The sequence below is a fragment of the Boseongicola sp. genome (assembly GCF_057460485.1).
Window position 1 is genome coordinate 1 of record NZ_JBVCWP010000327.1, and the last position, 4,020, is coordinate 4,020.

Annotated in this window: 5 protein-coding genes; all 5 read right to left on the bottom strand. The window is 58.3% G+C overall.

Annotated elements, in window-relative coordinates:
• A partial coding sequence (locus AC221Y_RS21325) for a transposase (protein WP_486708351.1) occupies positions 1 to 272 on the bottom strand: 272 nt, incomplete at its 3' end.
• 140 nt (positions 273 to 412) lie between these two features.
• Entirely contained in the window at positions 413 to 1,939 is a 1,527-nt protein-coding gene (locus AC221Y_RS21330) for a UxaA family hydrolase (protein WP_486708352.1), read from the bottom strand.
• A gap of 6 nt (positions 1,940 to 1,945) precedes the next feature.
• On the bottom strand, positions 1,946 to 2,914 hold the full coding sequence (locus AC221Y_RS21335; protein ID WP_486708353.1) for a 3-hydroxyacyl-CoA dehydrogenase: 969 nt from the start codon (positions 2,912 to 2,914) through the stop codon (positions 1,946 to 1,948).
• A 107-nt stretch (positions 2,915 to 3,021) separates the two neighbouring features.
• The gene (locus AC221Y_RS21340) at positions 3,022 to 3,570 is read right to left on the bottom strand and encodes a CoA-transferase (protein WP_486708354.1); all 549 of its coding nucleotides are present in this window, start codon (positions 3,568 to 3,570) and stop codon (positions 3,022 to 3,024) included.
• Between the two features lie 81 nt (positions 3,571 to 3,651).
• Positions 3,652 to 4,020 (bottom strand): beta-keto acid cleavage family enzyme (locus AC221Y_RS21345; RefSeq protein WP_486708355.1); only part of this gene is annotated, 369 nt, incomplete at its 5' end.

The window sequence follows — 4,020 nt, forward strand, 5'->3', positions numbered from 1 at the left end:
TCGCCGCCATCATCCGACACCACGATCGGCGCAAAACAAAAGTCGGCCTCTTCAACTGCGGGTGAAACCAACCTGCCGTCACGCGCCCGACTGCGCCATTCCGACAGATGGTTTGCCCGAAGCCCATACCGCGCAGAAACCCCGTTCACCGTCGCCCCGGGCTTCAAGCTCTCAGCCACGATCCGCGCCTTGACCTCATCCGGCCAGCGTCGCTGACCATTGGTCCGTATGTCCACACCGTAGCCCCTGAGAAACCCCACCGTAGTCGCCATCGCGAAACTCCTGCCCTAATCTCCGTCAGGTGCGAAATCTCAGGTCAGGTCAGAATTGGAAAGGTGCGGGCCAGGAAACGCTTACCGTTCTTCAAGGAATTATTCCCACTATCAGGTCCAAACTGCCAAACGCCGTCCGATTACATCTGAGCGTATGTTTGCCAAGGTGCGAATTCTGCATCGCCGATATCCAGCTCTTCGGACTTGGTCTTTTGGCCCGAGGCGTTGGCCAGAATAGCGTCGAAAATCCGTTTGCCCGCTTCAGCCACGGTTTCGCTGCCTTCCGCAATCGTGCCGCAGTTTATATCCATATCGTCTTGCATGCGATGATACATCGCGCTGTTAGAGGCGATCTTGATCGAAGGGACGGGCTTGTTGCCATAGCAGGAACCGCGGCCTGTCGTAAAACAGATCATATTGCATCCAGAGGCGACCTCTCCAGTAAGAGAGACCGGATCGTATCCGGGGCTATCTACAAAAACCAACCCCTTCGCCGTGATCTTTTCACCATACTGATAGACGCCGTTCAAATTCGTGCTGCCGGCCTTCGCAACCGCACCGAGGGATTTCTCCAGGATTGTGGTAAGGCCACCCATCTTGTTACCGGGAGTCGGGTTGTTGTTCATTTCAGAACCGTGTTTGGCAGCGTAGTCTTCCCACCACTCCAGCAAATCAACCAATTTCTGGCCAACTTCAGACGAGGCAGCGCGATCCGTCAGAAGGTTTTCTGCCCCGTAAATCTCGGGCGTTTCAGCAAGTGCCGCCGTCCCACCGTTCATGACCAACAAGTCGACTGCATGGCCAAGAGCGGGGTTCGCCGTTATTCCGGAATAGCCGTCTGAACCGCCGCATTGCAGTGCCACGCTGAGGTGCGATGCATCAATTGTTTCGCGCTTTGCCTCGGCGGCTTGCGCCAAAGCGGTCTCAAGCCACTGCAGACCTTTCTCGATAGATTTTCGTGTGCCACCCGCGCTTTGCAGCGTGTAGTATTGAAAGCTTTTGTCATCAGGCCGACCGTAGGCTTCGAGCATCAGCGGGATCTGGTTGGCCTCGCAGCCAAGACCAAGCATCAGGACGGAGGCGAAATTCGGGTGTGTGGCATACCCCCAAATGGCGCGTTGCAATTTGCGGAAGGCCTCATCATCCGTTCCGATACAGCACCCGGCACCGTGAACGATTGGGACGATCCCATCGACACCGGGGAAACTATCCAGAAGTCCCGATCGCTCGGCCTCTTTGGCCAGGAGCTTCGCCGCAGAGGCCGAACAATTGACGGATGTGACGATACCGACGTAGTTCCGGGTCCCCACGGCGCCACTGTCACGGCGATATCCTTCAAATGTCGCCCTCTCGGACAACGGCAGAATCCCCGTCTCCTTTGCATTCTCGCCGAACTTCTCGTTCCGGTGAAAGCTTGTCATCGCAACATTGTGCACGTGAACATGGGCGCCGCTCGGAATGTCCTGCGTCGCGACACCGATGACGCGGCCATATTTGATGATCTGCTGACCCGCACTGATTTCAGCCAGCGCCACCTTGTGTCCCGAAGGTATCTTGTCCGCGGCAGTCATGCCGGAAGACGCAAGCGGTGCGCCAACGTCAATCTGACGCAAGGCCACGGCGATATTATCTGTGGGAGACAGGGTTAGGATCTGGGGGCTGGACATGGGTCTTTACTCCTGAGTTACGGGGGAAACGGGCGGCGTTTCCGAGCGGGTCTGCGCCTTGTGGCGCAGCAGGGCCATCAACTTTCGGTCGCGGGCGGCTTGGGCGTCGGGGATGTCTGAAGTAGGAATGCGCTCTTCGAATTCGGGCCCGAGCTTTTCATTGGCGACGTCCTTCCAGTCGACTGAATCGGAGGGGCCGACGCCGAAACTACGGTACATTTCTCCATATCTTTCAACATATTGAGCGACGCCTTCCGGGGCGTTGAGGTGTATCGTCTGCATCGGCCCCATGAATGACCAACGCAGCCCGAGCCCGTCGCAAATGGCCTTGTCCAGGTCTGCCGCCGAGACGATGCCACTCCCCACTAGCTTGAAGGCCTCTTCAAGAAGCGCGCCTTGCAGGCGGTTGACAACAAAGCCGTCGATCTCCTCGCTCAGAACGATGGTTTCGCGGCGGCACTCAATCATCAATGCATTCACCTTGGAGACGATATCCGGATCGGTCCACGGGGTCGGCACGATTTCAACTGCTGGGATAAGGTGCGGCGGATTGATCGGATGCACGACAAGGCAGCGATGTCGCCCTGCTATCTCCTTGCAATATCGCGATGCCGAAATGCCGGAGGTGGAGCTGCCAATCGGGACGTCCGGCGCCGCGATGGCGTCCAGCATCTGCGTGATTTCGCGTTTCACACCGAGGTGTTCAGGACCGCTTTCCTGGATGTAGACGGCGTCATTGAGTGCGTCCTCAAGGCTCGGCGCGACAGTGATCCGCTGCAATATCCGGGGGGCGTCCGCCGCGGTGACCAGCTCGAATTCGACGAGATCGGATATCCGGCTTGCCATGGTCTCTAGCGCGCGCTCCGCAGCCTCGGCCGAGGCGTCATACATCGCAACGTCAAAACCCGCCTGGGCAAACACGGTCGCCCAGCCCTGTCCGATCAACCCACATCCGATTGTAGCAATCTTGGCCATATATATTCCCTTTCCTTCTCCTGGTACGCGCTCAAGCCATCGTCATCAGTTCAGCACCCACTTCAAATCGAGCCTCCGTCGCCTTCCGTAAGTCTTCAAGCGTCAAATTAGGGGCAATTTCCTTCCGGATCAGACGGGATCGGACGACCTCGAATACGGCCAAATCCGTGACCAAGAGGTCCATCGGTCTGCTTGACGTCAGTGGCAGGCTGCATTCTCTGACGATCTTTCCGATGCCGTTCGTCAAATGCCGTTTGCTGTCGATCTCCGGTATCTGCTTGCCCTGCTCCCAATCCCGCGGGCGTGACAAAGGCGCCGGGCCTCATTCTCCTGGCGCGGATACATTCGATAAGCGTGCCCGGCGGCATCAAATCCGCGTCAAGGCTGCCGTCATTCATTTGCCGTTGCGTTTCCGGGTTTGGCCCGATGTGTGAAACACTAAGACGCCTTATCGCGCGGGCGGCGATGAGGTTTCCGGTGCCCTGCCCGCGCATAGCGGTAACGTTCGCGGTTAACCTAAGGTCTGTTGTTCCAGAGATCACCAGAGCGTCAATCATCCGCCTGGGGGCGCCAACCCCCATGAACCCGCCAATCATTATCCTGGCTCCATCCGGAATAAGTTCAGCGGCCGCCTCGGGCGATAACGCTTCTTTCATCAGGTCATCCCCCGAAGGCTCCTTGGCCTGGTCTGTAAACCAAGGCAGAGTTGGACATCGGCTGCTCAGTCCAGAATCATCTCAAAACGCGACCTGATCGCCACCCTTCAGGCCCAGAATTTGTCGCGCCTCGTCCGGTGTCGCGATCTGAAGGCCCAGCCCTTCAATGATGCCGCGGACCTTTCTGACCTGAACGGCATTCGACGTCGCGAGTTCGCCGCGACCCGCCCAAAGGCTGTCTTCGAGGCCGACCCGCACGTTTCCGCCAAGCGTGGCGGCCTGGGCGGCAATCCGGAACTGGTTCGCCCCTGCCCCCAGCACCGACCAGCGGTAATCGTCGCCAAAAAGCCGGTCTGCCGTGCGCTTCATATGCATCACATCTTCGGGATGCCCGCCGATGCCCCCCAGCAGACCGAACACGGATTGCACGAAGAATGGCGCCTTGACCAA

Excerpts from the sequence above, each read along its gene's own strand:
- AC221Y_RS21330 (WP_486708352.1), bottom strand. The coding sequence starts at position 1,939 with ATGTCCAGCCCCCAGATCCTAACCCTGTCTCCCACAGATAATATCGCC.
- AC221Y_RS21335 (WP_486708353.1), bottom strand. The coding sequence starts at position 2,914 with ATGGCCAAGATTGCTACAATCGGATGTGGGTTGATCGGACAGGGCTGG.
- AC221Y_RS21340 (WP_486708354.1), bottom strand. The coding sequence starts at position 3,570 with ATGAAAGAAGCGTTATCGCCCGAGGCGGCCGCTGAACTTATTCCGGAT.